The 25,311-nt window shown below is 61.8% G+C and carries 22 protein-coding genes; 17 read left to right on the top strand and 5 right to left on the bottom strand.

Annotated features, from left to right (window positions below; all coding sequences use genetic code 11):
* The first annotated feature begins 1 nt into the window (after position 1).
* Genes waaC through ACOZJV_RS26815 form a run of 6 tightly spaced genes read left to right on the top strand, consistent with a single transcriptional unit; the run spans position 2 to position 5,915 of the window.
* Positions 2-1,063: a lipopolysaccharide heptosyltransferase I gene (gene waaC / locus ACOZJV_RS26840; RefSeq protein ID WP_078469510.1), complete on the top strand. Its 1,062-nt coding sequence runs from the start codon at positions 2-4 to the stop codon at positions 1,061-1,063.
* Positions 1,063-2,184, top strand: coding sequence for a glycosyltransferase family 4 protein (locus tag ACOZJV_RS26835; protein ID WP_421548888.1), 1,122 nt, complete (start codon positions 1,063-1,065; stop codon positions 2,182-2,184). The genes waaC and ACOZJV_RS26835 overlap by 1 nt, the downstream gene beginning before the upstream one ends.
* Positions 2,184-2,990 (top strand): lipopolysaccharide core heptose(I) kinase RfaP, encoded by an 807-nt coding sequence (gene rfaP, locus ACOZJV_RS26830; protein ID WP_078469512.1) that lies wholly within the window; start codon positions 2,184-2,186, stop codon positions 2,988-2,990. The genes ACOZJV_RS26835 and rfaP overlap by 1 nt, the downstream gene beginning before the upstream one ends.
* The gene (locus ACOZJV_RS26825) at positions 2,990-3,724 is read left to right on the top strand and encodes a lipopolysaccharide kinase InaA family protein (protein WP_078469513.1); all 735 of its coding nucleotides are present in this window, start codon (positions 2,990-2,992) and stop codon (positions 3,722-3,724) included. The genes rfaP and ACOZJV_RS26825 overlap by 1 nt, the downstream gene beginning before the upstream one ends.
* A complete protein-coding gene (locus tag ACOZJV_RS26820) occupies positions 3,721-4,473 on the top strand; it encodes a lipopolysaccharide kinase InaA family protein (RefSeq protein WP_421548887.1) in 753 nt (250 codons plus the stop codon). The genes ACOZJV_RS26825 and ACOZJV_RS26820 overlap by 4 nt, the downstream gene beginning before the upstream one ends.
* Complete coding sequence (locus ACOZJV_RS26815; protein WP_421548886.1) at positions 4,473-5,915, top strand: lipopolysaccharide kinase InaA family protein; 1,443 nt, start codon at positions 4,473-4,475, stop codon at positions 5,913-5,915. Before ACOZJV_RS26820 ends, ACOZJV_RS26815 begins: the two co-directional genes overlap by 1 nt.
* A gap of 87 nt (positions 5,916-6,002) precedes the next feature.
* Here the strand turns inward: ACOZJV_RS26815 and ACOZJV_RS26810 are convergent, their stop codons facing one another.
* The gene (locus ACOZJV_RS26810; protein WP_078469516.1) at positions 6,003-8,123 is read right to left on the bottom strand and encodes a TonB-dependent receptor family protein; all 2,121 of its coding nucleotides are present in this window, start codon (positions 8,121-8,123) and stop codon (positions 6,003-6,005) included.
* A gap of 373 nt (positions 8,124-8,496) precedes the next feature.
* On the opposite strand from ACOZJV_RS26810, the gene ACOZJV_RS26805 reads away from it, so the two are divergent.
* The 7 genes from ACOZJV_RS26805 to ACOZJV_RS26775 are packed head-to-tail and all read left to right on the top strand — an operon-like array spanning position 8,497 to position 16,610.
* A complete protein-coding gene (locus ACOZJV_RS26805) occupies positions 8,497-10,254 on the top strand; it encodes a carbamoyltransferase (protein ID WP_020298928.1) in 1,758 nt (585 codons plus the stop codon).
* Complete coding sequence (locus ACOZJV_RS26800) at positions 10,238-11,368, top strand: glycosyltransferase (protein ID WP_421548885.1); 1,131 nt, start codon at positions 10,238-10,240, stop codon at positions 11,366-11,368. Before ACOZJV_RS26805 ends, ACOZJV_RS26800 begins: the two co-directional genes overlap by 17 nt.
* Positions 11,368-12,264 (top strand): antimicrobial resistance protein Mig-14, encoded by an 897-nt coding sequence (locus ACOZJV_RS26795; protein WP_201129172.1) that lies wholly within the window; start codon positions 11,368-11,370, stop codon positions 12,262-12,264. The genes ACOZJV_RS26800 and ACOZJV_RS26795 overlap by 1 nt, the downstream gene beginning before the upstream one ends.
* Before the next feature lie 8 nt (positions 12,265-12,272).
* Positions 12,273-13,697: a PIG-L deacetylase family protein gene (locus ACOZJV_RS26790; RefSeq protein WP_421548884.1), complete on the top strand. Its 1,425-nt coding sequence runs from the start codon at positions 12,273-12,275 to the stop codon at positions 13,695-13,697.
* Positions 13,694-14,650 (top strand): glycosyltransferase family protein, encoded by a 957-nt coding sequence (locus tag ACOZJV_RS26785; RefSeq protein ID WP_078469520.1) that lies wholly within the window; start codon positions 13,694-13,696, stop codon positions 14,648-14,650. The genes ACOZJV_RS26790 and ACOZJV_RS26785 overlap by 4 nt, the downstream gene beginning before the upstream one ends.
* Positions 14,651-14,692: 42 nt before the next feature.
* Positions 14,693-15,460, top strand: a complete 768-nt coding sequence (locus ACOZJV_RS26780; protein ID WP_020298923.1) for a hypothetical protein — start codon at positions 14,693-14,695, stop codon at positions 15,458-15,460.
* Positions 15,450-16,610 (top strand): O-antigen ligase domain-containing protein, encoded by a 1,161-nt coding sequence (locus ACOZJV_RS26775; protein ID WP_421548883.1) that lies wholly within the window; start codon positions 15,450-15,452, stop codon positions 16,608-16,610. Before ACOZJV_RS26780 ends, ACOZJV_RS26775 begins: the two co-directional genes overlap by 11 nt.
* 41 nt (positions 16,611-16,651) lie before the next feature.
* Here the strand turns inward: ACOZJV_RS26775 and ACOZJV_RS26770 are convergent, their stop codons facing one another.
* Positions 16,652-17,296, bottom strand: a complete 645-nt coding sequence (locus tag ACOZJV_RS26770; RefSeq protein WP_421548882.1) for a toluene tolerance protein — start codon at positions 17,294-17,296, stop codon at positions 16,652-16,654.
* 115 nt (positions 17,297-17,411) lie between these two features.
* Here ACOZJV_RS26770 and msbA point away from each other — a divergent pair, with 115 nt between their 5' ends.
* From msbA to hldE, 4 genes are all read left to right on the top strand, one after another.
* A complete protein-coding gene (gene msbA / locus ACOZJV_RS26765) occupies positions 17,412-19,214 on the top strand; it encodes a lipid A export permease/ATP-binding protein MsbA (protein ID WP_078469524.1) in 1,803 nt (600 codons plus the stop codon).
* Positions 19,215-19,401: 187 nt separating this feature from the next.
* Positions 19,402-20,106 carry a sulfotransferase family 2 domain-containing protein gene (locus ACOZJV_RS26760; RefSeq protein WP_201129177.1) on the top strand — a complete coding sequence of 235 codons (705 nt, stop codon included), beginning with the start codon at positions 19,402-19,404 and terminating at the stop codon, positions 20,104-20,106.
* Positions 20,099-20,710, top strand: coding sequence for an adenylyl-sulfate kinase (gene cysC, locus ACOZJV_RS26755; protein ID WP_078469526.1), 612 nt, complete (start codon positions 20,099-20,101; stop codon positions 20,708-20,710). The genes ACOZJV_RS26760 and cysC overlap by 8 nt, the downstream gene beginning before the upstream one ends.
* Positions 20,711-20,812: 102 nt before the next feature.
* On the top strand, positions 20,813-22,234 hold the full coding sequence (gene hldE / locus ACOZJV_RS26750; protein WP_078469527.1) for a bifunctional D-glycero-beta-D-manno-heptose-7-phosphate kinase/D-glycero-beta-D-manno-heptose 1-phosphate adenylyltransferase HldE: 1,422 nt from the start codon (positions 20,813-20,815) through the stop codon (positions 22,232-22,234).
* 51 nt (positions 22,235-22,285) lie between these two features.
* On the opposite strand, the gene ACOZJV_RS26745 is transcribed toward hldE, so the two are convergent.
* Genes ACOZJV_RS26745 through ACOZJV_RS26735 form a run of 3 tightly spaced genes read right to left on the bottom strand, consistent with a single transcriptional unit; the run spans position 22,286 to position 25,283 of the window.
* Entirely contained in the window at positions 22,286-23,257 is a 972-nt protein-coding gene (locus tag ACOZJV_RS26745; RefSeq protein ID WP_020298916.1) for a hypothetical protein, read from the bottom strand.
* A 41-nt stretch (positions 23,258-23,298) separates the two neighbouring features.
* A complete protein-coding gene (locus tag ACOZJV_RS26740) occupies positions 23,299-24,111 on the bottom strand; it encodes an aldo/keto reductase (RefSeq protein ID WP_078469528.1) in 813 nt (270 codons plus the stop codon).
* Positions 24,108-25,283, bottom strand: coding sequence for an FAD-dependent oxidoreductase (locus ACOZJV_RS26735; RefSeq protein ID WP_078469529.1), 1,176 nt, complete (start codon positions 25,281-25,283; stop codon positions 24,108-24,110). Before ACOZJV_RS26735 ends, ACOZJV_RS26740 begins: the two co-directional genes overlap by 4 nt.
* Positions 25,284-25,311: the final 28 nt, after the last annotated feature.

The raw sequence follows: 25,311 nt of genomic DNA, 5'->3' as shown, positions 1-25,311 counted from the left end.
GTTGCGGGTACTGTTGATCAAGACTTCCTCCCTGGGTGATGTGATCCACGCGTTGCCGGCGCTGACCGATGCCGCGCGGGCGATTCCCGGGATCACGTTCGATTGGGTGGTGGAAGAAGGTTTTGCCGAGATTCCCACCTGGCACCCGGCGGTGGGCAAGGTGATTCCGGTGGCGATCCGCCGCTGGCGCAAGAACATCTGGCAAACCATCAAGAGCGGCGAGTGGAAACGCTTCAAGCAAAGCGTGCGTTCGACCAAATACGACCTAGTGATCGACGCCCAGGGCCTGCTCAAAAGCGCCTGGTTGACCCGTTACGTGCGCGCCCCGGTCGCCGGCCTGGATAAAGAGTCGGCGCGTGAGCCGCTGGCGGCGCGCTTTTATTCGCGGCGCCTGGCGGTGGCCCGTGGGCAGCACGCGGTGGAGCGGGTGCGCCAGCTGTTTGCCGTGGCCCTGGGCTACGACCTGCCCCAGGGCCTGGGTGACTACGGCCTGAACCAGGAAAAACTGGTGGAGCTGCCGCGCAAGAATCCGTTTGTGCTGTTTCTGCACGGCACCACCTGGGACACCAAGCACTGGCCCGAAGCCTACTGGCGCGAGCTGTGCGAGCGCATGGGCAACCTTGGGGTCGAGGTCCGCCTGCCGTGGGGCAATGTGGCCGAGAAGGAGCGTGCGGAGCGCATTGCCAGCGGCCTGAAAAATGTCACGGTGCTGCCGAAGCTGAACCTGGCCGGAGTGGCCAAGGTGCTGGTCCAGGCCCAGGCCTGCGTGGCGGTGGATACCGGTCTTGGCCACCTGGCCGCGGCGCTGGATGTGCCGACCATCTCCCTGTTCGGCCCGACCAATCCTGGCCTGACCGGGGCCTATGGCAAGGTGCAGGTCCACATGGGCAGCGACTTTCCTTGCGCACCCTGCCTGCAGAAAAAATGCACCTACCAGCCGACGCCACAAGACCAGCGCCGGTTTGACCTGAAACGCGAGTGGCCGCTGTGCTTCACTCGCCTGAATCCTGAGCGTGTCGCCAGCCGGCTGAGCAGGTTGTTACTGGCTGAGGAGCTGCGCTGATGCAACTGGCTTTTGTCCTTTACAAATACTTCCCCTTTGGCGGTCTGCAACGCGACTTCATGCGCATTGCCCTTGAGTGCCAGAGCCGTGGGCATCAGGTCCGCGTCTACACGCTGATCTGGGAAGGCGATATTCCACCGGGTTTCGAAGTGCTGGTAGCGCCGGTCAAGGCCTTCTTCAACCATCGGCGCAACGAGAAGCTCAGCGCCTGGATGGAAGCCGACCTGGCCCAGCGCCCGGTGGACCGCCTGATCGGTTTCAACAAAATGCCGGGGCTGGACGTGTACTACGCCGCCGATGGCTGTTTTGAAGACAAGGCGCAGAACCTGCGCAACTCGTTCTATCGTCGCTGGGGCCGCTACCGGCATTTCGCCGAGTACGAGCGCGCGGTCTTCGCCAAGGATGCCAAGACTGAAATCCTGATGATTTCCGAAGTCCAGCAGCCGCTGTTCATCAAGCATTACGACACCCCGCTGGCGCGTTTCCACTTGCTTCCGCCGGGCATCGCCCAGGACCGCCGGGCGCCGCCCAATGCGCCTGAAATCCGTGCCGAGTTCCGCCGCGAGTTCGGCCTGGCCGACGATGACTTGCTGCTGGTACAGATCGGCTCCGGGTTCAAGACCAAGGGCGTCGACCGCAGCCTCAAGGCCCTGGCCGCGCTGCCCCCGGCCCTGAAGAAACGCACCCGGCTGTTTGTAATTGGCCAGGACGACCCCAAGGTATTCCAATTGCAGAGTGCTGCATTGGGCTTGGGCGAGCATGTGCAGTTCCTCAAGGGGCGCAGCGATATTCCGCGCTTCCTGTTGGGCGCCGACCTGTTGATCCACCCGGCGTACAACGAAAACACCGGCACTGTATTGCTCGAGGCCCTGGTGGCCGGGCTGCCGGTGCTGGTCAGCGCCGTCTGCGGTTATGCCCATTACATCGCCGAGGCCGACAGCGGCCTGGTGCTGGATGAGCCGCTGGAGCAGGCGCAACTCAATCAATACCTGAACACCATGTTGACCGACGACGCTGCACGCGCGACCTGGAGCCGTAACGGCCTGGCGTTCGCCGAGACGGCCGACCTCTATAGCATGCCGCAGCACGCTGCGGATGTGATTCTGGCGGAGCAACACTGATGAAGTTGATTCTTGCCGAACCGTTCAAGAGCCTTTGGGCCGGGCGCGATGCGTTCGCCGAAGTCGAGCGTCTGGACGGCCAGGTTTATCGTGAACTGGAAGCCCGGCGCACCTTGCGCACGGAAGTCGCCGGTCACGGTTTCTTTGTAAAAATCCATCGCGGTATCGGTTGGGGCGAGATCTTCAAGAACCTGCTCACCGCCAAGCTGCCGGTGCTCGGCGCCGGCCAGGAATGGCAGGCCATCCAGCGTCTGCAGCAGGCCGGCGTGCCGACCATGACCGCCGTCGCCTATGGCGAGCGCGGCAGCAACCCGGCGGATCAGCATTCGTTCATCGTCACCGAGGAGCTGGCGCCCACCGTCAGCCTCGAAGACTTCAGCCTCGACTGGGTCAAGCAGCCGCCCGAGCCCCGGCTCAAGCGCGCGCTGATCGCCGAAGTGGCGCGCATGACCGGGATGATGCACCGCGCCGGGGTCAACCACCGCGACTGCTACATCTGCCACTTCCTGCTGCACACCGACAAACCGGTGACCGCCGATGACTTCAAGCTCTCGGTGATCGACCTGCACCGGGCCCAGACCCGCGACGCCATTACCCGGCGCTGGCGCGACAAGGACCTGGCCGCGCTGTACTTTTCGGCGTTGGACATCGGCCTGACCCGGCGCGACAAGCTGCGTTTTCTCAAGGGCTATTTCCAGCAGCCGCTGCGCCAGATCCTGGCCGAAGAAGCGGCGCTGCTGGCCTGGCTCGAAGGCAAGGCCAACAAGCTCTACGCACGTAAGCAGCGGTACGGAGATGCGCTCTGATGGCGGGTTGGAATCTGGAACCTGGCTACGAGGATCTGGCGCAGAGTTTTGGCAGTCTTGAGGCGGTGTTCGCCCTGCAGGGCGAGCGCCTGACCCGGGACCCGCTGTCCGAGGTCATCCGTGTCGAGCTCAAGGGCGTCAACTATTACGTCAAACGCTACAGCGGCGCCGGCAAGAACCTGCGGCGCTACCTGGGCAAGCCACGGGTCAAGTCCGAATGGCAGAACCTCAAGCGCTTCGCCAAGTGGGGCATCCCTACTGCCGAAGTCGTGGCCTGGGGCCTGGAGCGTCGTGGCCTGGCCTACGACCGCGGGGCGATGATCACCCGCGAGTTGCCGCAAACCGAAGACCTGTCGGCCCTGGCCGAGCGCAAGGACCCGCGCCTGGCGGATCGGGCCTGGGTCGATGGCATCAGCCGGCAGTTGGCGGGCTACACCCGGACCATGCACGATCAGCGCTTCACCCATAACGACCTGAAGTGGCGCAACCTGCTGGTGGATGATCAGGCCACGCTATACCTGATCGACTGCCCGAACGGCGACTTCTGGCGCGGTTTCTGGCTCAAATATCGAATTACCAAGGACCTGGCGTGTCTGGATAAGGTGGCCAAGTATCACCTGTCGGCCACCCAGCGCCTGCGCTTCTACTTGCAGTACCGCGAACGCAGTCGACTGAGTGAGGCGGACAAGCAACGGATTCGCCACGTGGTGAGATTCTTCGAGGGACGCGAATGACTGACTTCCTGGCGGCTGAAGACCGTGCCCTGCTGGAGCGCCACGGCTTGAGCGATTTTGATGCGCTGTGGGCCAAGCAGCTGGAGGCGGTGGATGAGCCCAACACCAATCGAGGTGGCTGGAGCAGCGTCTATCGGCTGGATCTGGAAGGTCGGGGTTTTTACCTCAAGCGCCAGAGCAATTACCTGACCCGGACCCTGCATCGCCCTTTTGGCGAGCCGAGCTTTGCCCGCGAGTTCCGCAATATCAGCCGCTACCGGCAACTGGGTATCCCGGCCCTGCAGGCGACGTTCTTCGGTGAGCGCAAGGTGGCCGGCGAGACCCGGGCCATCCTGCTGACCCGGGCGCTGGACGGCTGGAATGACCTAGACTCGCTGTTGCAGCAGTGGGAGCAGCTCAGCGTCGCGCAGCATCAGGCGATCCTGCGGGCGTGCGGCCTGCTGGCGCGGCAACTGCACGGCCTGCGCCAGGTGCATGGCTGTTTCTACCCCAAGCATATTTTCCTGCACGCCACCGGCGACGGTTACCAGGCGCAATTGATCGACCTGGAAAAGACCCGGCCGTTGCTGTTTGGGCAGCGCGATCGGGTCAAGGACCTTGAACCCCTGTTGCGCCGGGCTTCTGTCTGGAGCGTGGATGAGGTGCGTAGCTTGCTCGCAGCGTACCTGGACCAGCCGGTGGACAGTTCGCTGGTGCAAACCTGGGTTCAGCGCCTGACCGCGCGCAGCAGTCACAAGAGGGCGCGCTGATGCGGTTGTCTGAATTGAAAAACGCCGGGCGCACCCCGCGCTTGCCCCTGAGCCTGGAACTGGCGGACGCCGCCGGCCCGGCCCAGTTGCAATTGCTCAGCCTGCTGCGGGTGCTGCCCGGGCAGCGTTATGTCGGCGCCGGCGTCTGGCGCGGGCGCACGGTGCTGGCCAAGCTGCTGGTGGGCAATAAGGCGGCCCGGCACTTTCAGCGCGAGCTGCAAGGGGTGCGCCTGCTTGCCGAGCAGGGCCTGACCACGCCGCTGTTGCTCGCCGATGGCTTGCAAGAGGGCGAGGGCGGCTGGTTGTTGTTCGAGTTTCTCGAAGGCGCCCACAGCCTGGGCGATGCCTGGGAGCAGGTCGCGGCGTTGCCGGTGCTGGCGGATCCGCAGCTGGATGTGCTGGGGCAGGCGTTGGCTGCGATTGCCGAACTGCATGCCAAGGGCCTGTGGCAGGAAGACCTGCACTTGGACAACCTGCTGCGCCATGACGACAAGCTGTATTTGATCGACGGCGCGGGTATCTGCGTGGAGCACGCCGGGCAGCCGTTGTCTCGGCAAAAGGTCCTGGAAAACCTTGGGGTGTTCTTCGCCCAGTTGCCCAAGAGCCTGGAGCCCTTCACCGAAGAGTTGCTGGTGCATTACTTGCTGGCCAATCCCGAGCACGCCTTGCCCCTGGAAATGTTGCAGAAGCAGGTGAGCAAGGTGCGCAGCTGGCGCCTGAAGGACTTCCTGAACAAGGTCGGGCGCGAGTGCAGCCTGTTCAGCGTGCAGCGCGGGCCCTTTGCCTTGCGCGCGATCCGCCGCGAAGAGGAGGTCGCGATGCTGCCGGTGCTGGAGCAGGCCGATCAACTGCTCGACCAGGGGCACCTGTACAAGACCGGAGGCGCCGCCAGTGTCGGTCGGGTCGACGTTGCGGGCCGCAGCCTGGTGGTCAAGCGCTACAACATCAAAGGGCTGGCCCACTGGTTCAAGCGCTTCTGGCGCCCGAGCCGGGCCTGGCATTCCTGGCGCGAGGGCAATCGCCTGGCGTTCCTGGGGATTGCCACACCCAAGCCGCTGGCGGTGTTGGAGAAACGCTTCCTGTGGTTGCGCAGCCGCGCCTACCTGATCACCGAGTATTTGCCGGGGCCGGACATCATCGAGCGTTTTGCGCCTTTCGTCGAAAGCGGCGCGGCGCCGGAATCCGAGCTGGTGGCGCTGGAGGCGTTGTTCGCCGAGTTGCTCAAGGAGCGCATCAGCCATGGCGACTTCAAGGGGCACAACCTGTTCTGGCAGGAGGATCGCTGGGCCCTGATCGACCTCGATTCCATGTGCCAGCACTCAAGCCTGAGCAGCTTCGCCCCGGCCTACGCCCGCGACCGGGCGCGCTTCATGCGCAACTGGCCGGAAACCAGCGCCCTGTACCAACTCATCGATCAACGCCTACCCAAAACCGCCCTGTAGCCGCTGCCGAGGTACGAGGCTGCGCTGTCCCTCGCGGGCGCCGGCGTCGTATCTGACCCATCACGGCCAGCCTGCGAACCCATCAGATCAAAACCGATACTCGGCGCCTGCGCCGGCATACCACGAGCGCCCCGGTGCGGCTTCGTAATAGCGTCCGTTGCCGTCGCCAACGATCACCGAACCGACGTACTGCCGATCCAGCAGGTTGTCCAGGCGCAGGGTCTGGTGGAAGGTCCAGTGCTCGACCTTCTGCTCGAAGCGCGTGCGCCAATTGAACACGCTGTAGCCCGGCGCGGCCTTGTCCTGGTTGCTGTCTTCGACGTAGACCTTGCTGCGGTACAGGCCTTCAAGGGCGGTGCTGACCCAGTCCCGCGGCTTCCAGTTCAGCTCGGCGAACAGCGTGGTCTGCGGTACGCCGGGCAGGTAGTTGCCCTTGTCGATGTGTTTTTGCGTGGCGCCGCTGCCGCTGGTGAAGTCGCTGTCGTAGGTGGCTTGCAGGCGGGTGTAGGCGAGGTTGGTGCTCCATTGTTCGCTGAGCTGGCTCTCGATACCCAGCTCGAATCCGCGGCGCAGGGTGCGGCCGGCGTTTTGGTAAGTCGTGCGGCCGCCACTGGATTGCTGCACCACCAACTCGTCGTCCGTAGTGATCTGAAACAACGCAGCATTGATACGGGTGTCTTGACCGATCCGCGCCTTCAAGCCGACTTCATACTGCTTGCTGATCGACGGCTTGAGCGCAAAGTTGAAGCCGCTTGTGGTGCTGGAGTAGGCAGACTCTGCCTGTGTCGGTGTTTCAAAGCCCTTACCCGCGCTTACGTAGCCATGCAGGTTGGGAGTGAAGGCGTACATGACGCTCGCCGATGGTGTGTTCTTCTGATAGGTCTTGCTGCCACTGTCGTTTCCGTCACTCAGGAAGTGATCGTCGACCTCCATTTTCATGGTGCTGTGGCGCAGACCTGCTTGCAGGGTCCAGTCGCCTATAAGCCAGTTGGCTTGGGCAAACGGATCGAGGCTGGTAGCGGTGTCGATTTCATCGCGACCCAGAGCACCTTTCACTCCGTGCTCGCCGTTGAGGGTATTGGAATAACCTTGGCGATCATCCTGACTGCGGTCGTAATCCAGCCCGGTGATCAGAGTCAGATCGCCGGGGGCGCTAGTGATAGGTTGCAACCAGTGAACCGAGCCGCCGTAGAATTTGCGGTCAAAGGCAACTACGCCGCCGCGAGCGTTTGCAGGATTGGGGTTTCCATTACCGAGCTTGTCTGGAATCGACAAGTACTGAATCACACTCCGCCGTCCCGTATAAGCATTGACCTGCAAGGTCGCATCGCCGAAATAGCGCTCGTAATTCATCCCCAATTGCTGATGATCGATGCTTTTACGCGTGTTGTAGCTCAAGGCGTTGGCAGTCACCGAACGTGGATCGGCCTTATAGGCCGCCCAGGTCTGCCCCAACGGGTCCTGGGTGCCATTCTGCTCCAGGCTGCTGAAAATCAGCGCCATCTTGCTGTCGTCGTCGGGCTTGAAGTTGACCTTGGCGAAGGTCTGGTCGCGCCGCGCGGCGCTGTGGTCACGGTAACCATCGGTGTCCATGCGCGAGGCGTCCAGCACAAAGCCTGCGCCGTCGACCGCACCTTCGGCGCTCAGGTGATTCTTGCTCAGGCCGTCGCTGCCGATCAGGGTTTCGGCGCCGATCCGTGGTGGACCTTCGCCATCACGGGAGAACATCTGGATCACCCCGCCGGCATTGCTGCCATACAGGGTCGCCGCCGGGCCGCGCAGCACTTCGATGCGCTCGGCGGTGTCGAGGTTGAAGGTTGCCGCCTGGCCCTGGCCGTCCGGAGTGCTGGCCGGAATGCCGTCGGCCAGCAGCTTGATGCCGCGCACGCCGAAGGCCGAGCGCGCACCGAAGCCGCGGGAGGAAATCTGCAGGTCCTGGGCATAGTTCTGGCGGTTCTGCACCACCAGCCCGGGCACCCGTGACAGGGCTTCGGAGGCGTTGATGCCGAGCTGGCCGTCACTGATCTGTTGCTGGCTGACACTGTCCACCGAGTAGGGCAGGTCGAAGCTCTGGGTGGCGCTGCGTGAGCCAGTGACGACGCTGGGGTCGAGTTCCAGGGGCGCTGGTGCGGCGAGGCTGGCACCACTGAGGCCAAGGAGCAGGCCCGGCAACAGCGGGACGAGGCGGGCAGGAGCGGCTTTTTTCATGGGGTGAGTCGAATTCCGGAAAGCGGGTCGCCCTGTCGGGGCGAGCAAAGGGGCGCGAGTTTACCCAGTGTGGGGCGCCTGGCAGGCGTCTGCGACATTCAGTCGCAAGCGGCGGGCCGGGTTGGCGATGGTAGCGCTGTTTCAGATAGACGTCCGGCTCGCGCCATAAAAAAGGCCGTCATGGCCTTCGCAGGCTGTCGCAAGGCCTGAATATCGGCAAAAGTCGCCTCAATCGCCGGCCGTTTGCCGCTAGAGGCTTGCCGCCGCTTTTACGTTATAATCCCGCCCTTTAGTTGTTTCTCGCCCTTTTGCGAGCACACATTTTCTCAAGGCGCATCGCGCCTGCACGCAGACTAAACGAGGCTAGACCCCTGTGGCATTGACGATTCTTGGCCTGTCCGGCGCCCTTAGCCATGATCCTTCAGCAGCCCTGTACATCGACGGCAAACTGATTGCGGCCGCTGAAGAAGAGCGCTTCGTGCGCGACAAACATGCAAAGAACCGCATGCCCTACGAATCGGCGAAGTTCTGCCTGGAACAGGCCGGGATCAAGCCTTCCGACGTTGACGTGGTGGCGATTCCGTTCGCCCCCATCAGCTTGTTCGGCGAGGCCCGCTGGCACTACGCCAAGCGTTACTGGTACGCCCCGGACCGCGCCCTCGACGCGATCCTGATGGGCAACCGCCGCTACAAACGCTATCGCAACAAGATCGTCTGGTGCCTCGAGCAACTGGGTTTCGATCCGAAGAAAATCAAGATTGAGCCGGTCGAGCACCACCTGGCCCATGCCTCCAGCGCCTACCACTGCTCGGGCTTCCAGGAGAAAACCGCGATCCTCGGGATCGACGGCAAGGGTGAGTACGCCACCACCTTCTTCGGCTACGGCGAAAACGGCAAGATCCACAAGATCAAGGAATTCTACGACCCGGACTCCCTGGGTGGCCTGTACGGCGCGATCACCGAGTTCCTCGGTTTCGAGATGCTCGACGGCGAGTTCAAGGTCATGGGCATGGCGCCTTACGGCGATGCCAGCAAGTACGATTTCTCGCGTCTGGCCAGCTTTGAAAACGGCCAGTTGGTGATCAACACCGACTACGCCAACGTCATTGGCCTGCGTCGCTATAAAGAGAAGGGCAAGGGCTTCTACTTCTCGCCAAAACTCATCGAGTGGCTGGGTCCCAAGCGCGAAGGCGACATCGCCGACGAGCCGTACATCCACTACGCGGCCAGCATGCAAGCGCTGTTCGAGAAACTCTCGCTGCAGATGATCGACTACTACCTGGGCGACGTGCTCAAGGAAACCGGCAAGCTGGCCTTCGCTGGCGGCTGTGCGTTGAACGTCAAGCTGAACCAGAAAATCATCGCTCGCGACGACGTCAAGGAACTGTTCGTGCAGCCGGCCTCCGGCGACGCCGGGACCGCAGTTGGCGCGGCGGCCTACGTTTCCCACGCCCGTGGCGTACCGGTGGAGAAGATGGAACACGTCTATCTCGGCCCGTCCTACAGCAACGAAGACGTGATCGCCGCTTGCGCCCGTCATCCGAGCAAGCCGGTGTGGCGCAAGCTCGAAGACATGCCGGAAAAAATCGCCAAGATCATGGTCGACGGCAACCCGGTGGCCTGGTTCCAGGGCCGCATGGAGTTCGGCCCGCGCGCCTTGGGCGGTCGCTCGATCATTGGTTGCCCAAGCGCCACCGGCGTGGCCGACCGCATCAACCACCAAATCAAGTTCCGCGAGCGCTGGAGGCCTTTCTGCCCGTCGATGCTCGACACCGTGGCCCCACAGATGATCAAGGTCGATCACCCGGCGCCGTTCATGACCTTCACCTTCGAAGTGGCTGAAGAGTGGAAAACCCGCGTGCCGGAAGTCGTCCATGAAGACGGCACCTCCCGCGCCCAGGTGCTCAAGCGCGAATACAACCCGCGCTACTACGACATGATGAAGGCCCTGGAAGTCCTGACCGGCAACGGCGTTTCCCTGAATACCTCGCTCAACCGTCGTGGCGAACCGATGATCTGCTCGCCGACCGACGCGCTGAACATGTTTTTCGGCTCCGACCTGCAGTACCTGATCATGGAAGATATTTTGGTGGTCAAAGACGGCGCGGATGCTTATGACTCGCTCGGCTGAGCGCCATGTGCTGCAGTTCTGTCACGGATATGACGGGCCTTTTCTGGACTGCGCCCGGCAGTACGCCAGTCTGTTCGTGGGGCGCGGCTATCGGGTGACCACGGTCTTTTTGACCGGTGCCGCGGATGCGGAAGTCGCTGCTGGCTGTGCTTCCGATGAAGTGCTGTTCATGGAGCGCAGCTCCAAGAGTATCCGTGGCCTGAAACTGGGGGCGATCGCCGATTTGCGCAAAATCGTCGCCTCGCGCAATTTCAGTTTCTGTATCGCCCATCGTTTCAAGCCGATCTACATCGCGCTGCTGGGCAGCCGCTTGCCGGTGATTGGCGTGCACCACGCGTTTGGCGACTATCAGCGCTGCAGCCGCAAGCTGTTCGCGCGGATCTTTCGCCAGCGCTTGAGCCTGCTCGGTGTATCCGATGCCGTGCGCGATGACATTCGTCGCTGCTTGCCGAATTGGTCGCCCTCACGTATTCAGACCCTCTACAACCGCATTGATATAGACGCCTTGCAGGCGTCTCAGTTGGACGCGGTCGAAGCCCGCAAAGAGCTGGGGCTGTCCGCCAATGCCTGGATCGTCGGCAACGTGGGTCGCCTGCACCCGGATAAAGACCAGGCGACGTTGTTGCGTGGTTTTGCCCTGGCCTTGCCGGGGCTGCCCGAGAACAGCCAGCTGGCAATCATGGGCAGCGGTCGGCTGGAATCGGACCTCAAGGCCCTGGCTCTTGAGCTGGGGATTGGCGAGCGGGTGCTGTTTCTCGGACAGGTGGCGCAAGGCCGTCGCTACTTCCGGGCGTTCGATGTGTTTGCCCTGAGTTCCGATCATGAGCCCTTCGGCATGGTGCTGCTCGAAGCCATGGCGGCCGGCGTGCCGCTGTTGGCTACGGCTTGCGGTGGCGCCAGCGAAGTAGTCGAGGGCGTGGGTATTCTGTTTCCACTGGGCGATGCCGAGCACATGGCTCAGGGCCTGAAGCATCTGGCCGCAATGGAGCCCAAGCAGCGCCTGCAATGTGCCGAGCTGATGCTTGATCGCTTGCGTGAGCGTTTTTCGGATCAGGCCGTGCGCGATGCATTCTGGCGTTTGCCATCCGTCACCGACCTGACCGCGAGGGGCTGATGCTTAACCGATTTCAAGGCTGGCGCGAGCGCGGTTGGTCAGTCATCGACGCGCCTGCCTATGCTGCGGCCTGGCAGCGTTTTGGTGGCAGCGTCGCGACCCATCCCCTGGTGGTTGAGCGTCTTGCGGACCTGGCGAAAATTCCGGTGCGCTACCTGGCCTGGGAGCAGGACGGCGAGCTGACAGCCGCTATCCCGACCTGGGGGCGCGACTTGGCGCTGTCCAAGGATGTGCTCAAGCGGGCCGGCAAAAAAGGCTTGTTCGACCTCGGCAATGCCGAACTGATTCTGCCTGCCGCGCCTGAGGCCGGGGCGGTCTTGCGTCATCGCGGGCGTTACTTGTCGGCACTCAACGAAGGCCGATTCACGGCACTCAAGCCCCAGGCCGAGCAATTGGCCATGGCGCGCACGCCGGAAGAACTGTCGAAGAAATTTCGCTACAACCAGCGCCGTGAGCTGCGGCTGCTGGAAGAGGCGGGTGGCGTGGTGCGCCCGGTCGGAGAGTTTTCCAGTGCCGAACTGGCCGCCATCTACTGCGATCTGTTCAAGCGGCGCTGGGGCTTTGTTGCCACCGGCGCGGAGCACATGGCGCAGGTCATCGAGTTGCTGGGCGAGCTATTGATGGGGTCGGTGATTTTTCTCAACGATGCGCCGATTGCCATCCAACTGGTCTATCGGGTGGAAGCGCCGGAGTGGATCAGTGTCGAGTACGTCAATGGTGGCGTCGATCCGCAAACCCGCGAGTTCAGTCCGGGCAGCGTGCTGAGTTTTCTCAATACGCAAAGTGCCTGGGAGCACGCGCGTGCGCTCGGCAAGCCGCTGCGTTTTTCATTCGGGCGCGCCGACCGTGAATACAAGGACCGTTGGTGCAATCCTGTACCGGTCTTCCAGGTATGAGCCAACCCATGAGTCGCAAACAGCAACTGCTCAAACGCCATCGGCGTAACAAGCGTATCGGTCTGATGATCGGCCTGTTGGTGTTGCTGGCTGTTGGCGTGCTTGTGGTCTGGTGGCTGCCGTTGCTGCTGGCTGTCCTGGCCTGGGTGGCCCATGAGGCGTGGTTTGCCGATCACTTGTTCTATTCCCCCAGCGATGATTACGACTATCAGCTCGCCGCCGATGAGCAACTGGCGCTGACGCTGGTGGCAGGCCGCTTGAGCCTGCCCGGGACCTTGTCGCTGGGGGCTGGCGATACCTTGATGTTGAAGGTGCGCATCCGCGCATCCTGGTGCGGGCGGTTTCTCGACCCCGGAGTAAAGATTCTGGGCGGAACGGCCGATCAGCAGGATTTCGAGCGTGGCACCCGCGGTATTCGCTACCTCAATCTGACAGGTCAGCATGAGGCGCTGCTTGGCGGTCGGCTCCAGCTCCAGGGGCGTTTCTGTAAAATCGCCGAGGCAGTAGAGCTGTCAGTTGTGCGTCACCCGGATTACCGAGCGCAGCGCTTACTGGTGATAGCGCCCCATGCCGATGACGCCGAGCTTGCGGCTTTTGGCCTGTACAGCAGCGCCGAGGAAAGCTGGGTGGTCACCCTCACGGCGGGTGAAATTGAGGCTGAGCATTATCAGGCAATGGGCCTGGATCGAGTCGCCGCCGCGCGATTGAAAGGCTCATTGCGGGCGTGGGACAGCATCAGCGTGCCGTTGTGGGCGGGCGTGCCCCAGGAGCGTTGCGTGCAACTGGGCTATTTCTGCCTGCAGTTGCCGCAGATGCAGGCAGCGCCGAGCGTTGCCGTGCCTTCGCGAGAGGCAGACTTGAGCGATACCCGGTACTTCCGGCGTTTTAATGCCTTGGCCCTGGGCAGTGACGCTGATGGCATTGCGTCATGGGACAACCTGGTGGCTGATCTCGTCGAGCTGATCGAGCGCATCGAGCCGCAGGTGGTCGTCTTGCCGCACCCGCGCTTCGATCCTCATCCCGATCACATCTGTGCCCAACAGGCGCTGATGCAGGCCCTTACCCGCAGTTCCTGGCAGCCGCAATCACTGTTGCACTACGCCAACCACCTGCATGATAACGACCGCTGGCCCATGGGCGCCGCTGGCAGTGGCGTCGCCTTGCCGCCACAACTCGCCAGCCAGGGGCCGTTGCGGCCTTGGGCGCTGCCCGTTTCAGACCAGCAACAGTGGCACAAGGCTATGTCCTTGGGCATGATGCACGACTTGCAGCCCGCGCCCCCTTTCAAACGCACGTTGCGGCGCATTATCCAGCGCTACCTCGCCGCGCGCCGGTGGCCTGCTTTCGGTGATAACGAGTTCTTTCGCAAGGCGGTTCGGCAGCACGAATTGTTTTGGGTCGACGAGAACCTCAGTAAGAGAGACAACCCTTGAAAGTCCTGTTTCTGGTGCAGAAAGAACAGCGTGCCATTCTCGACCGGTTCTACGACGGGATCGCTGAGCGTTGCGAGTGCGATATGCGCGAGCTGACCAGCGCTGAGCAAGACAATCTGCGCAAGTATTTCCGCGAGCATGTGGATGTCTCGCGTTACGACCGCATCGTTTTTTTCCTGCGCTTCAAGAAAGAGATCAGACAGGTCAGGTTCATACAGACCCTGCCCAACCTGGTTATTCTCGAGCATGACGCCTATCAGAACTATATCCCCTGCAAGTACACCGGAAAATTCAGCGCCCATTACCGCAAGCTGCCTTGGGCCAGGGTCATCAGTTCCGGGTTCATGGTCAGCGAACGCTTGCGCCAGGAGGGCTTCGACGCGCACTTCGTGCCCAAGGGCTACGATCAGGCGCTGTTGCAGAATCGCGGGCGGGAGCGGGATATCGAACTCGGGTTTGTCGGCAGCCTCAACAGCGTGGCCTATGCCGGGCGCAAAGCCATGCTGGAGTCGGTGGCCGAGGTGGAGAACCTGCTGATCACCCGGACCAAGTCGGGTGAGGAATACTGCGAGACCTTGAGTCGTATCCGCTATTTCGTCAGTGCCGATGTCGACATGGGCGAGTACATGATCAAGAACTTCGAGGCGATGGCCTGTGGTTGTGTACTCCTGGCCTATGACCAGGGCGAAGAAGAAAACCGTGCGCTGGGGTTTGTCGATATGCAGAACATCGTGTTGTACCGCACTCGGGAAGAGCTCAGGAGCAAGCTGCAAACGCTGCGCGCCTCTGCCGCCTTGAGTCTGGCAATCGCCCAGGCCGGCCAGGCGCTGGTCGAACAACGTTACAGTTTCAGGGCTCTCGGGCACGCCGTAGTCGAGGCCATGAGCGCCCCGCTGCGTGAGCGCGCACCATTGAGCTGGAAAGAAAAACTACGTCTGTCGTTAGGTTTCTAAGAACCGGCGGCTACTCCACCCTTAATAAGGCGGTGCACATACATGCTGTTCAGTGAGAGTAGCGATATCTCGGTGATGGTGACCAGTTGCGGGCGTTTCGACTTGCTCAAGCGAACGCTCGAGACATTTGATCGCTTCAATACTGCGCCTATTCGCAAAGTGTTCATTACTGAGGACTCGGGTGATCGGGCCGTCGAAGAATGCATTCCCGAGCACTGGAGACCTCACACGGTTTTTCTCGTCAACAATCCGCGGTTGGGCCAGTTGCGCTCGATCGATCTGGCCTATGGGCAGATTGAGACCCCGTGGATTTTCCATTGCGAAGACGACTGGGACTTCTACCGCGAAGGTTTTATCGAAGAGTCTCAGCAGTTGCTGGAAGACGACCCTCAGGCCTTGCAGGTCTGGCTGCGCAGTGCCCATCACGACTTGGCGGTGCACAGCCCCTATGTCTTCTTGAATGAGCGCAAGGTGGCACATGGAATTGCGTTCTATGTGCTGGGCTCGCATAAAGCCGATTGGCAGGGGTTCTCCTTCAACCCAGGGTTGCGCCGGCGTGCCGACTACCTGCTGCATGCTCCGTATGCGGCGTTTTCCGGGGAGAAGGATTTGTCCCGGCTGTACGCCCAGGAAAATCGTTATGCGTTGATTCTGGAGAATGATGCGGTTCTGCACACCGGGTTTGGTGAGCATGTGGTGGTTCCTGAAGAACGCTCGAACAAGCTGCGGCGCAAGCGTCGAGACCGCGTAAAGCTCATGGCAACTTTAATTTTAGGTATGGCGATAGGATGGTTGCTGCATGGAATTTAATGGCGTGAAGTTAAGCAGAGTGACCACTTACTTCAGTGCGATGTTATGTCTGTTTCTGTTGAGCTTCGTCGTTGGTTGGTCGTCAAAATCGACCAATAACGTGTTTTACGGGCTGATTGCCCTGCCAGGGTTGTTCTTCCTGCTAAAAGGCCACGGCCTGAAGGTACTCAAAGAGCCTTTGGCCTGGCTTTGGCTGATGTTTATGCTCTGGTTTGCTGTTTCGGCCACGGTATTTGGAGAGATGGAGTTCTATAAACCCATTGTCTACGTCTTATCGTTTGTCTTTATCGTCGCCAGCCTGGTAAGCCCTGATTTTTTCAGAAGCAAAGAGTTTATCCGGGCCCAGTTCTGGATTCTGATTCTCTACATTTACCTGAGCGCGATATACAGCTGGAGCACAGGGCAATTCCCCTTCGGCAGTCGAGTGGCCCTGTTGCCAGCCCGGCTGATAAACGTGATTTACGCCAGCATCTGGTTGTTCTGTGCCCTGGCCCTGGCCTTGCCATACTGGGTCAAGACCAAGCGTTGGATTGAGGCCGCTGCCGCAGTGCTGCTGTCGGTGATTGCCGTGACCTTTGTTCTGCAGACCCGTACCGCTCTGGTGGGGGCTGCATTTCTATTCGGGCTTTGGGTGCTGTATGGCCTTTATCTGCGGCCGAAGGTTGTCGGTAGCATTCTCCTGGTGGGAGCCTTGGTCCTGGGCCTGGTGGTCTGGGGCGTGCATAACGAAGCCTGGTACATCTCGCTGTGGAACCGTGGAGACTCTTACCGGGTCGAGATCTTCAACGTCATGGTCGGCGAGTGGAGAAACTGCGGCTGGACCTTGGGCTGCGGCGTCGAATTCCACACTGCGCAATTGTTGGACGGGTTTATGCCGATCCAGCATCCACACAACATCTTCGTGGCCCTGGGTGTCTACACGGGGGCTCCGGCCTTGTTGCTGTTTGTGGTGTTGATGCTGACAAGCCTTCTGGCGGCCTGGCGCCTGCGCGATGCCTGGGGCATGTTCCTCGCCTGTGCGCTGGTGATGCTCAACTTTGATGGCAGTATTTTGGTCCACAGTCCGGATGAGCTGTGGCCGCTGGTACTGATGCCTGCGGCATTGATCCTGGGACGTGTCTCGCAAGCGCGGCAGTTGCAGCGCGGGTAAGGCTTTGAACCCGCCATCGCTTAGGCGCTGGCGGGTGGTGTTCAGTTTTTATGCAGTTCGGTATTCAATTCGTTTATCGAGCACGTGCTTTGCGCCGCGGCGTAGTGCTCTATAAACACCCCGCCGTGGTTATCCAGCAACCACTCCCGATCTTGCTTGTAACGCAACATGTGTTTGAAGTTGCGCAGGCGCAAGGCCTTGCGCAATGGGCGGGAAAAGACTTTCAGGTCGGCAATGTCGATCAGCCCCAACTGCCCTTCAGGTGTCAGCACGATATTGCCCAGGTGCGCAGAGCGAAAGTAAATGCCGCGCTCGTGGAGTATCGCGATGAACGTGCCCAGTTGCGCCCTCAGTGCATCACCGCGCAGGCCATCATCCAGCAACTGACGCAAGGTCTGGCCCGGCAGTGGATCATAATGCACGGCATCTCTTTGAATGCTTGAGATCCGGTAAACCTGGCGGATGCTGGGGCACGGTATCTGGCGTTGCTTCAAGCGCGTGCAGTTATCGGCGAAGCGCTTTGCATAGGGATACCAGGCCGCCGAAGTCAGGAGGCGCTTGCGCCGGAACAGTTTGAGTATCGAGCCATCCGTCAACCGCAGCACCTTATCGCCAGAACCGTCGGCTTCGAGGACTTCAGCTGCTTCGCGCAAAGTGAGGTAGTGATTATGGTCAAGCGCTTGCATCAATACTCCAGAGTTCAACAACAGCAGGCGGGGTCAAGGTACATGGTACCGTAGCTCATCGACTAAAATGGCCTGTGTTATAGTTGCGGGCTCATTTCTCATTCAACGGCTTCTCATGACTACCCCTGATTCGCCTGCGGCGTCGAGCCTGAAAATTTACCTGCGATTGCTGTCGTACGTCCGTCCCTATGCGGGGATGTTCGCGCTCAGTATCCTGGGTTTTGTCATTTTCGCATCGACGCAGCCGATGCTGGCGGGAATCCTCAAGTACTTTGTCGACGGCTTGAGCAACCCCGAGGCCGTACTCTTTCCAAACGTTCCTTACCTGCGTGATCTGCAACTGCTGCAGGCCGTGCCGATGCTGATCGTCCTGATCGCCGCATGGCAGGGGCTGGGTTCGTTTCTGGGTAACTTCTACCTGGCCAAGGTGTCCCTAGGGCTGGTGCATGATCTGCGGGTCGAGCTGTTCAACAAGTTGCTGGTCCTGCCCAATCGGTACTTTGACACCCACAACTCCGGACACCTGATTTCCCGCATCACCTTCAACGTGACCATGGTTACCGGTGCTGCAACGGATGCCATCAAGGTGGTGATCCGCGAAGGCCTGACCGTGGTGTTCCTGTTTGTCTACCTGTTGTGGATGAACTGGCAGTTGACCCTGGTGATGGTCGCGATCCTGCCGTTGATCGCGGTCATGGTCAGCAGCACCAGCAAGAAATTCCGCAAGCAAAGCAAGAAAATCCAGGTGGCCATGGGGGATGTCACCCACGTGGCCTCCGAAACCATCCAGGGCTATCGCGTGGTTCGCAGCTTTGGTGGCGAGGCCTATGAGCAGCAGCGTTTCGCCTTGGCCAGCCAGAGCAACACCGATAAGCAGCTGCGCATGACCAAGACCGGCGCGGTGTACACGCCCATGCTGCAGTTGGTGATTTATTCGGCCATGGCGGTTCTGATGTTCCTGGTGCTGTTCCTGCGTGGCGATGCCACGGCGGGTGACCTGGTGGCTTACATCACCGCTGCCGGCCTGTTGCCCAAGCCCATCCGCCAGTTGTCGGAAGTCAGCTCGACCATTCAGAAGGGCGTGGCTGGCGCGGAAAGCATCTTTGAGCAACTGGATGTCGAGCCTGAGTCGGACACCGGCACCGTCGAGCTCGAGCGTGTCGAAGGGCGGCTGGAGGTGCGTAACCTGAGCTTTACCTACCCGGGCACCGAGCGTGAAGTGCTGCGTGATATCAGCTTCAGCGCCGATCCAGGACAGATGATTGCCCTGGTTGGGCGCTCCGGTAGTGGCAAATCCACATTGGCTGCACTTATTCCGCGCTTTTATCACCACGATATCGGGCAGATTCTGCTGGATGGTGTCGAGGTCGAAAGCTACCGCCTGCGCAACCTGCGCCGACATGTGGCCCAAGTGACCCAGCATGTGACCCTGTTCAACGACACCATCGCCAACAACATCGCCTATGGCGATCTGGCAGGAGCTCCGCGGGAGGATATCGAGAAGGCGGCCAAGGATGCCTACGCGATGGACTTTATCGCGCAAATGCCCCAGGGGCTGGACACCCAGGTCGGAGAGAACGGTGTGCTCCTGTCTGGTGGTCAGCGTCAGCGGTTAGCCATTGCCCGGGCCCTGCTGAAAAATGCCCCGCTGTTGATTCTCGACGAGGCAACGTCTGCGCTGGATACCGAATCTGAGCGACATATCCAGGCTGCGCTGGACAAGGTCATGAAAGGCCGTACGACCTTGGTGATTGCACACCGCCTGTCGACCATCGAGAAGGCCGACCTGATCCTGGTCATGGATCAGGGGCAGATTGTCGAGCGCGGCACCCATACGCAGTTGTTGGAGCAGAACGGCTATTACTCCCGACTGCACGCCATGGGGCTGGAAGAGCCCGTTCATAACGATATTGCCTGACCGGTAAAAGGCAGTGGCCAGGCCACTGCCAATCAGGCCCACATTGTGCAAGGCAATGGGGCCTGGTTTGTATCCGGATATTTACTGTCTTGACCAAGCCTAAATAATTTCTCCCGCCGTGCTTGTTATGGTTTCCCGCTATTAGTCGAATGATCGACGGGGCTATCCCCGCCGCGTGGGGGCTGGAATGCTGCAACGCTATTTGTGGAAGTTATTGCCCAAATCCCAGCGCACCTTGCTGTTGGGGCGCTTGTCGGTAGTGGATCGTCAGGCAGTGAATAAATCCATGTCTGCCGATGTACGCTTTCCCGAGGCGTTCACCAAACACTCCTGCTTGTACATCCATGTGCCCAAATGTGCCGGTAGCAGCGTGTGCTCCGCTTTGTTCGGGGGCTGGAGCCCGGGGCATCTGCCGCTGTACTGGTACGAGCAACAGTTCCCGCGCGCGTTTGCCAGCAGTTTCAAGTTCGCCTTCGTCCGTGACCCTCTGGCGCGCGCCTACTCGGCCTATACCTTTCTGCGAAGCAATCGGCTCAACCCCAGGGATCAGCCGGCCCAGGTCCTGGTCAACCAGTATCGGGATTTCGACGACTTCGTGGCGCGCTGGCTGCGACCGGACACCATCTGCAAGCAGATCCATTTCGCCCCGCAGAGTGACTTTCTCACCGATTCCCTGGGGCACATGTCGCTGGACTTCATCGGCTATCAGGAGCATTTGCCCCGTGATTTCGAGCTGGTATGCGAACACTTGGGCATCCACTCGCGGCTGCCGCTGCTGAACGCTTCCTGCCAGCCTGCCAATGGCTCTGTGCGGGACCTGTGCTCAGTGCGTACCCGGCGCCTGGTGCGTCGGGTCTATGAGCGCGACTACGAGATGCTGGGTTATGAATAAGCCGATGCTCGCTGCCATGGAGCAACCGCAGATCCGCCCTTATGCGCTGTCATTGTCGTGCGCTTCCCGAGCGGCCCTGAAGCAGCAGAAGCCATGCTGCCTCTGGTTGACCGGGCTGTCCGGTGCGGGCAAGTCGACCCTGGCCAATCTGCTGGAACTGCGCCTCAACCAACTGGGGCGGCACACCTTTATCCTCGATGGCGACAACGTGCGCCATGGCTTGTGCAGCGATCTGGGGATGAGTGCCGAGGCGCGCAAGGAAAATATCCGGCGCATGGCCGAAGTGGCGCGCTTGATGGTGGATGCCGGCCTGTTGGTCATCGTCTCGGCCATTTCGCCATTTCGCGCTGATCGTGAGACAGCCCGCGCCTTGTTCGCGCCTGGCGAGTTTCTTGAGGTGTACATCAGCACGGCGTTTGCGACCTGTGCAGAGCGTGATCCAAAAGGCCTGTATAAAGCCGCGTTGGCTGGGCAGATCAAGGATTTCACCGGCTTGGACAGCCCTTACGAAGCGCCGCTGCAAGCGGACTGTGAAATTGATACTGCCCGGGTCGGGGTCGATCAGGCCACGGCCCGCCTGTTGCAGCTTCTACTCGAGAAGTAAGCCGCTGAAAAACTTCAAGACCCAGGCTAAAGCCATAGAACTTGACGGCGCCAACCCTGTGTTAATATCGCGCCCCTGTTCATTTTGTATGTGGGTTGCACCATGAAGTTGTCCATGCCGCGATTCGATCAAGCCCCTGTCTTGGTGGTCGGCGATGTCATGCTCGACCGTTACTGGCATGGTGGTACCTCACGGATTTCCCCTGAGGCGCCGGTGCCGGTGGTCAAGGTCGAGCAGATCGAGGACCGCCCGGGCGGTGCCGCCAACGTTGCCCTGAACATCGCCGCCCTGGGCGCGCCGGCTTCCCTGGTCGGTGTGACCGGTGACGATGAAGCCGCCGACAGCCTGGCCAATAGCCTGCGCGGGGCGGGTGTGCGGGCGTTGTTCCAGCGCATTGCGCATCAGCCGACCATCGTCAAGCTACGGGTCATGAGCCGTCACCAGCAGCTGCTGCGCATCGACTTTGAAGAACCCTTCGCCACCGACGCCCTGGCCCTGGGCGCGGAAGTGGACGCGCTGCTCGAAGGCATCAAGGTCCTGGTGTTGTCCGACTACGGTAAAGGCGCCCTGAAGAATCACCAGGCGCTGATCCAGGCCGCCCGTGCCCGCGGCATCCCGGTGCTGGCGGACCCCAAAGGCAAGGACTTCTCGGTCTATCGCGGCGCGAGCCTGATCACACCGAATCTCAACGAGTTCGAAACCATCGTCGGCGGCTGCGCCGATGAGCACGAGCTGGTCAGCAAGGGCGCGCAGTTGATGCACGACCTGGAACTGGGCGCCTTACTGGTCACGCGCGGCGAACACGGCATGACCCTGTTGCGTCCCGATCACGCGGCGCTGCATTTGCCAGCGCGGGCGCGTGAGGTGTTTGACGTCACCGGTGCCGGCGACACTGTGATCTCGACCCTGGCGGCGGCGATCGCGGCCGGTGAAGAGCTGCCCCATGCAGTGGCCCTGGCCAACCTGGCGGCGAGCATCGTGGTCGGCAAGTTGGGTACCGCCTCCATCAGCGCGCCGGAACTGCGTCGCGCCATCCAGCGCGAGGAAGGTTCCGAGCGCGGCGTGCTGAGCCTCGACCAACTGCTGCTGGCAATCGACGATGCCCGTGCGCACAAGGAAAAGATCGTCTTCACCAACGGTTGCTTCGACATCCTGCATGCCGGCCACGTGACCTACCTCGAGCAGGCCCGGGCCCAGGGTGATCGCTTGATTGTCGCGGTCAACGACGATGCTTCGGTCAGCCGCCTGAAAGGGCCTGGACGGCCGATCAACAGTGTTGACCGACGCATGGCGGTACTGGCCGGCCTCGGCGCGGTGGACTGGGTGATCAGCTTCCCTGAGGGCACTCCGGAGAACCTGCTGAGCCAGGTGCGGCCGGATGTGCTGGTCAAGGGCGGAGACTACGGTATCGACCAAGTGGTCGGCGCCGATATCGTGGCGGCCTATGGCGGCACGGTGAAGGTGCTGGGGCTGGTGGAGAACAGCTCGACCACCGCGATCGTCGAGAAGATCCGCAAGACCTGAGTGACCGCTGGGCGCCATGCCGACTCCGATGCCGGAGCGGCGTGGCGGCCTTCAACGCTGCCGGCTGGCCTTGGCCGGCACGATCTTGCGCAGTATCTGCCGCGCCCTGCCGGTCAGGCGTTTGAGTTTCGAGTCCTTTTCCGGTGCGCTCAGGCCCTGCTGCCGCAGCCAATCCTTCCAGCGAATCCGTTCATCACGCACCAGCCAACCGTCCTGTTGGGCGAAGCTTTCCGCCAGGTATAAACCGCGGGTGCTGGCGGGTTGCAGTTGGTCTTTTTTCAGGGTGTAGAGCTCGGCGCAGGGCTGGCCGTCCTGCAAGGGCATCAGGTACAGGTCCGGGCGCTTGCGGTCCAGGCGTGCGACCAGTTGGTCGCCTTCCAGGCGTTCATCGACATGGAACAGGCTCAGGGACTTGGCCTCCTTGGGGATCTCCAGGCGCAGGTCGTAAATCAGTTGCAGCGACGCGGTCGGCAAGTGCACATAGGCCCGCGGGCGCTCGATCAATTGCAGGTTGGCGCAGCGCACCGGGCGGGCAGCGCCGGACAGCGGTGTCAGGCGAAAGGGCAGGGCTTCGCGATAATGCAGTGCGTTGGCGTAGGGCGCTGGCAGCCAGGTGTCGTTGAAACGGCCGCTGAGCCAGCCCTCCGGGGTTTCCAGCAGGCACTCCTCGGCGATCTCCTGAATCGCGGTGTGCAGCGGCAGGTTCAGCTCCTGGGCGGGCACGTAGCCGGATATGAGTTTGAGCACCACGTCGCCACGGTCCTGGCGCCGTTGCCGGACCAGCACCCAGTAATCGCGATTTTGCCAGTGCAGGGTCAGGCGCACCGAGACCCCGAGGTTGGCCAGCTCCACGGAAAAGCGCTCGGCGTCTTCCACCGTGACCGGGCGCCGGCGTTGCAGGGTTTGGGAGAAATTGAGCGGCATCCCGACGCTCTGGTAGCTCAGGCCTTCGGGAGTCGCTTCGACGAACAGGGGCAGGGTCTTGAAGTTGCTGGGGTTCTTTCTTATGAGCGTGCGCGGCATGTCGGCTCCTTCTTGCGTCGGGGTCGGCCGCATGGGCGGCATCAGTTTTTGCGCAGGACCTGCGCCACAGTGGCCACATTGTGCGCCAGATGCAGTGGATTGATGGTCCCGACAATAGCACTGGCAACACCGGGCTGGTCAAACAGCAGTTCAAAGCTGGCCCGCACCGGATCGACCCCCGGGCTCAGGCACGCATGGCCGCTGGCCAGGGCTTTTTTTACCAGGATGCCTTTACCGTGGGCAGCGGCATATTCAATGACCGCCTGCTCGCCGCGTTCGTTCAGATTGTAGGTGACCATTGCGCAGTCACCGTGCTCCAGGGCCTTGAGGCCGCCTTCGACGGTTTTTCCGGAGAAGCCGAAACCGCGGATCTTGCCCTCGCGCTTGAGCTCGGCCAGGGTCTGGTAGACCTCGCACTGTTCGAGAATCATCAGGTCGTTGCCGTCGGAGTGCACCAGCACCAGGTCGATGAAGTCTGTTTCCAGCCGTTGCAGGCTGCGCTCCACCGAGCGACGTGTGTGCTCGGCGCTGAAGTCGTGCCGGGACTGGCCATCGCTGAATTCCTCGCCGACCTTGCTGACGATCACCCAGTCCTGGCGTTGCCCGCGCAGCAACGGGCCCAGGCGCTCTTCGCTGCGGCCATAGGCCGGCGCGGTATCGATCAGGTTGATCCCCAGGTCGCGGCTCATTTTCAGCAGCATGCGCGCTTCGTCGTCATCGGGAATCTGGAAGCCATTGGGGTACTTCACCCCCTGGTCACGACCGAGCTTGACGGTGCCCAGGCCCAGGGGCGAGACCACCAGGCCGGTGTCGCCCAGAGGGCGGTGGAACGGGTGCAGGGTCGCGAGGCTCATGGCAGCAGTTGCTCCCAGGCGGGTTGGGCCAGGGGCGGTTTGGGCAGGTCAGGCAGGTCGGTGGCGGGGCCCGGACGAATGCCATCGCGCTCCAGGGCAGCCAGTACCCGGTCGGCGAAGTCCGGGGCCAGGGCCAGTTTGGTCGGCCAGCCCACCAGCAACCGGCCCTCTTCGGCGAGGAAGGCGTTGTCCGGGCGGGTCAGCCCCGATTGCGCCGGCTCGGCTCGATCGACCCGCAGGGTGGCCCAGCGCGCTTGACTGAGGTCGACCCAGGGCAGCAGGTTGCCCAGCTCTTTTTGCGCCGCCGCGATCTGCGCCGCCGGCTCCCGGGCCACGCCTTCGGCTTCGGCGATATCGCCCCCCAGGTACCACACCCATTGCCCATCGGCGGCCGGGTGGGTAGTGACGGTGATTCGCGGTTTGGGGCCGCCACCGAGGCAGTGGGCGTACAGCGGCTTCAGGCTCGGGCCCTTGACCAGCACCATGTGCAGAGGGCGTTTCTGCATGGCCGGCTGGCTCAGGTCGAGGTTGGCCAACAGCGCGGCGTTGCCGGCACCGGCGCTGAGCACGATGCGTTGCGCGCGAATCTCGCGGTCATCGACCCGCAGGCCGACCAGGGCGTTGTGTTCCACCAGGGGCTCGATTTTCTGCCCAGCCAGCAAACCGTCGCCGGCCAGCGCCGCGAGGCGTTCGATCAGGCTGGGCACGTCCACCACCAGCTCGGCCAGGCGATAGACCTTGCCCTTGAACCGCCGGTCCTGCAGTGCCGGCGGCAACTGCTCGCCTTTGACCTGGTCGACCCGGCCGCGCACCGCCTTGCTGGCGAAGAAGCTGGTGAGGTTGCCGGCCAGGGTGCCGGGGGACCACAGGTAGTGGGCCTCGGACAGCAGGCGTACCCCCGACAGGTCCAGCTCGCCGGTGCCGGCCAGGGCTTCGCGCCAGCGGCGTGGCATATCGGCAATGGCTTCGGAGGCGCCGGTCAGGGCACCGTGCAGGGCGTACTTGGCGCCGCCGTGGATGATGCCCTGGGACTTCACGCTCTGCCCGCCGCCGAGGCTGGCGCTTTCCACCAATACCGTCGAGAAGCCCTGGCGACGCAGGCGCGCGTTGAGCCAGAGGCCGGCGACGCCAGCGCCGACAATCAGCACGTCGGTGGAAATAACGGATGGCATGCGGCGACCTCGGGAAACAAAACGGAGG

The organism is Pseudomonas sp. QD4, assembly GCF_049199125.1.
Classification (GTDB): domain Bacteria; phylum Pseudomonadota; class Gammaproteobacteria; order Pseudomonadales; family Pseudomonadaceae; genus Aquipseudomonas.
This window is presented reverse-complemented; position numbering and strand designations above follow the sequence as displayed.